At 69.8% G+C, this 4637-nt stretch carries 1 protein-coding gene; it reads left to right on the top strand.

The window, feature by feature from the left end; genetic code table 11:
* A partial coding sequence (locus ACWDR0_RS34575) for an amino acid adenylation domain-containing protein (protein WP_456355802.1) occupies window positions 1-4637 on the top strand: 4637 nt, incomplete at both ends.

Below are 4637 nucleotides of genomic sequence, written 5' to 3'. Positions count from 1 at the left end.
GACCGCCCCGGTCCCCGCGTACCGTCCAGCGCTTCCCCCTGGCCCGCGCGGCGGACGCGCACCGGGCGCTGGAGACCAGGTGACATCTACCGCACGGGCATCGTCTGGGACGGTCTGCGCGAGCCGGTCCAGGTCGTCCGGCGCCGCGCGACCCTCCCCGTTGTCGAGCACCGATTCGACGGTGAGCAGACCGATGCCCTGATGGCCCGGGCCGGCTCGGCCATGGACCTGGAGCGGGCCCCGCTGATGGATCTGCACATCGCGGAAGCCGCTGGCGGACGTTGGCAGGTCGCGCTGCGGATGCACCACATGCTCCAGGACCACCTGGGTATGGACGTCCTGCTCCGCGAGATGTGGGAGGTACTGAGCGGCCGGACGGAGCGGCTTGCCGCTGCCATGCCTTTCCGTAACTTCGTCGCCCGGACACGAGGAGTCTCGCGCGCAGAGCATGAGCAGTTCTTCGCCGAGCTGCTGGGTGATGTCACCGAGCCAACGGCTCCCCTGGGTGTTCTCGATGTCCGCGGCGGCGGCGACGTGGTGACCGAACAGGTCCGGCTCTCACCGGAGACCGCGGTACACCTGAGGGAGCTGGCCCGGACGCTGGGCGTGAGTCCCGCCACGGTCCTGCACGTGGTGTGGGCGCGGGTGCTGGCAGTACTGGCGGGGCGTGACGACGTCGTGTTCGGCACGGTGCTGTTCGGCCGGATGAACGCGGGTGAGGCGTCGGACCGCGTCCTGGGGCCGTTCATCAACACCCTTCCCGTACGGCTCCGCACGGACCGGCTCGGTGTCAGGGGCGCGGTCGAGGCCATGAGGTCCCAGTTGGCAGCCCTGCTGGAGCATGAGCACGCGCCGCTTGCGGTGGCCCAGAGCGCCAGCGGTGTCGACGGGAACACGCCCCTCTTCACCTCGCTGCTGAACTACCGGCACGCCGACCAGAGCACGGACGCTGACGACGAGCGACGTCCCTTCGAGGGCATGCGGAGCGTCCTGACAAGGGAACGCACCAACTACCCACTGACCGTCGCGGTGAACGACATGGGGCCGGACGACATCGGCTTCACGGTCGAAGCCATCGCGCCGATCGACGCGACCACGGTCGGACAGTTGCTGAGGACGACGACGGAGAACGTTCTGAGCGCCCTTGCCGCTACCTGCGATGGTGCGGTGGATATGCCGTTGCGGGAGGTGGCGGCTCTCGATGCGGTGGAGCGGGGCCGTGTCCTGAGTGAGTGGAATGCGACCGGGGCGGATGTGGTCCCGGCGGTGTCGGTGCTGGGGTTGTTCGAGGGTTGGGTGGCTGCCGATCCGGATGCCCTCGCAGTGGTGGCTGATGGGGTGCGGGTGTCGTATGCGGAGTTGGACGCTGCGGCGGGTCGGTTGGCCGGGTGGTTGCGGGGGCGTGGTGTGGGCGTGGAGTCGGTGGTGGGCCTGCGCCTGGGCCGGGGAGCCGAGATGGTGGTCGGCATTTTGGGGGTGTGGAAGGCGGGGGCGGCTTATCTGCCGGTGGATGGTTCGCTGCCGGTGGAACGGCAGGAGTTCATGCTTGCCGATTCGGGTGCGGACCTGCTGGTGGGGCCGGAGGAGTTGGTGGAGTCCAGGAACTGCGAACCGGCATCCGCCAGTGCTTCCGCGGACCTTTCGGGGTTGGCGTATGTGATTTATACGTCGGGTTCTTCGGGTGTTCCGAAGGGTGTGGCGGTTGCGCACGGTTCTTTGGTGAATCTGGTGTCGGTGTTCGGGCCGGTGATGGGTGCGGGCCCTGGTGCCGGGGTGTTGCAGTTTGCTTCGTTCGGGTTCGACGCATCCGTGCTGGATGTGGCGGTGGCGCTGTCGTCGGGTGCGGCGTTGTGGATTGCGTCGGAGGAACAGCGGGAGGAGCCGTCGCGGCTGGCGGAGCTGGAAGGAATCACCGCGGCATCGGTCGTGCCGTCACTGCTCGGGGTGCTCGATCCGGCAGTTCTCGGGCGGGTGGAAACACTGCTGGTAGGTGCTGAGGCGATTGGTGAGTCGGCGGCGCGGGTGTGGTCCTCGGGCCGGCGGCTGGTGAACACCTACGGTCCGACCGAGGCCACGGTGATGGTCGCGGCTTCCGACGTGGACCCGGACAGGCCCGGTTCGGTCCCGTTCGGCCGTCCGGTCGCGAACACCCGCCTGTATGTTCTGGACGGGCGTCTTGAGCCGGTGCCGGTGGGTGTTGCGGGTGAGCTGTATGTGGCGGGTGCCGGGCTGGCCCGGGGCTATGTGAACCGCCCAGGCCTCACCGCCGAGCGGTTCGTCGCCTGCCCGCATGGCCCCGGTGGTGAGCGGATGTACCGGACGGGTGACCTGGCCCGCTGGACGGATGACGGGCAGCTCGTGTTCGCCGGGCGTGCGGACGACCAGGTCAAGATCCGCGGCTTCCGTATCGAGCCCGGTGAGGTCGAAGCCGTACTCCTCACCCACCCCGCTGTCACCCAGGCCGCGGTCATCGTCCGCGACAGCGCCCTGATCGCCTACGTGGTCGCACCGGACACGGACGGGTTGCGCGAGTTCGTCGCCGGACGGTTGCCGGAGTACATGGTCCCGGCCGCCTTCGTGGCTCTCCCTGAACTCCCTCTGACGGTGAACGGCAAGCTCGACCGTACGGCCCTCCCTGCTCCCGACTTCACCTCGGACGGGGGCCGGGCCCCGGTATCCGTCCAGGAGGAGATCCTCTGCGCGGTGTTCGCCGACGTCCTCGGACTGGATACGGTCGGCGTGGACGACAACTTCTTCGAACTCGGCGGCCACTCCCTCCTCGCCGTACGCCTGGTCTCCCGCATCCGTACCGTCCTCGCTCTGGAAGTCGAGGTCCGCACCCTCTTCGAGAACCCGTCCCCCGCGGCCTTCGCCGCGCGGCTCGCCGCGACGCGCACCGAGCACGCCCGCACACCGCTCCGCCCGGGAACCCGGCCCGAGCGCGTCCCCCTCTCCTTCGCCCAACAGCGTCTCTGGTTCCTGAACAGGCTCGAAGGCCCGAGCCCCACCTACAACATCCCCCTGGTGGTGCGGCTGGCCGCCGTCGACCCCACTGCCCTTGCGGCAGCTCTCCGGGATGTCGTCGAGCGTCACGAGTCCCTGCGGACGGTGTTCCCCGCCATCGACGGCGAGCCGTACCAGCGCGTCCTCGATCCGGGTTTGCTCGACTGGGCGCTCCACGTCGCCGAAGTCGACCCGAACGGACTGACGGAAGCGGTCGACCTTGCCGTACAACACTCCTTTGACCTTGCGGCAGAGCTCCCGATCCGGGCGTCGCTGTTCAGGTCCGGGGCGGACGAAGACGTACTCGTCGTCCTGATCCACCACATCGCGACGGACGGCTGGTCGATGGCCCCGCTGGGCCGGGACATCTCCACGGCGTACACCGCGCGGCTCGGCGGCGAAGCGCCCGGCTGGCAGGCCCTGCCGGTGCAGTACGCCGACTACGCGCTCTGGCAGCGTGATCTCCTCGGCGACGAGTCCGACCCGGAGAGCCTGCTGTCGTCCCAGGTGGAGTACTGGCGGCAGGCTCTCGCCGGAGCGCCGGAGGAGCTGACGCTGCCCGTGGACCGGTCACGGCCCGCGGTGGCCGGCCACCGCGGTCATGTCGTACCGCTGAGGCTCGCGGCGGATGTGCACGGGCGGCTGGCGACGCTGGCCCGTGCCGAGGGCGCGACGCCGTTCATGGTGCTGCAGGCGGCCCTCGCGGTGACGCTGTCCCGGCTCGGCGCGGGCACCGACATTCCGATCGGCTCGGCCGTGGCGGGGCGTACGGACGATGCGCTGGACGCGCTGGTCGGCTTCTTCGTGAACTCCCTGGTCATCCGGACGGACCTGTCCGGGGATCCGGAGTTCCGGGAGGTGCTGGCGCGGGTTCGACGGGCAGGCCTGGACGCCTTCGCGCATCAGGACGTGCCGTTCGAGAAGCTGGTGGAGGAATTGGCGCCCGAGCGGTCGATGTCGCGGCATCCGCTGTTCCAGGTGATGCTGACCCTTCAGAACACCGACCGCGCCGCGCTGGAACTGCCGGAGGCGCGCACCAGCGATGGTGCGCCGACGACTGACGGAACCTCGACGGGGTCGGCGCGGTTCGACCTCAATGTGTCGATGGCGGAGACCTTCGACGCGGACGGACGTCCCGCCGGATGCCGGGGAGCGCTCACTGTCGCCGCCGACCTGTTCGACGCGCCGACCGCCGAGCGGATCGCGAACTGGTTCGTCCGGGTGGTGGAGACGGTCACCGAGGCGCCCCGTACGCGGCTCGGAGGCGTGGTCCTGCTCAGGCCGGATGAGCGTGACACGGTGCTCCGCGATTGGAACGAGACGGCCGTGGCCGTCCGGAGCTCCGGTGTGCACGAGCTTTTCCTGCGCCGCGCGGAGGAGTTCCCGGAAGCCGTGGCCCTGGTCGCGGAAGGAACCGAGCTGACATATGCGCAGCTCGCCGAGGAGAGCGAGCGCGTCGCCCGGGGGCTGCGTGCCCACGGAGTGGGGCCGGATTCGGTGGTGGGCCTCTGCTTGCCGCGCGGCGCCCGCATGATCACGGCAGTGCTGGCGGTCTGGCGGGCCGGAGCGGCGTATCTCCCTGTCGATCTGGAGCTGCCCGCGGAGCGCATCGCGTTCATGCTCGCCGACAGCGG

Source organism: Streptomyces sp. NPDC003691 (genome assembly GCF_053981115.1).
Note: the sequence above shows the minus strand (reverse complement) of the source record. Positions and strands in the feature narration are given on the sequence as shown.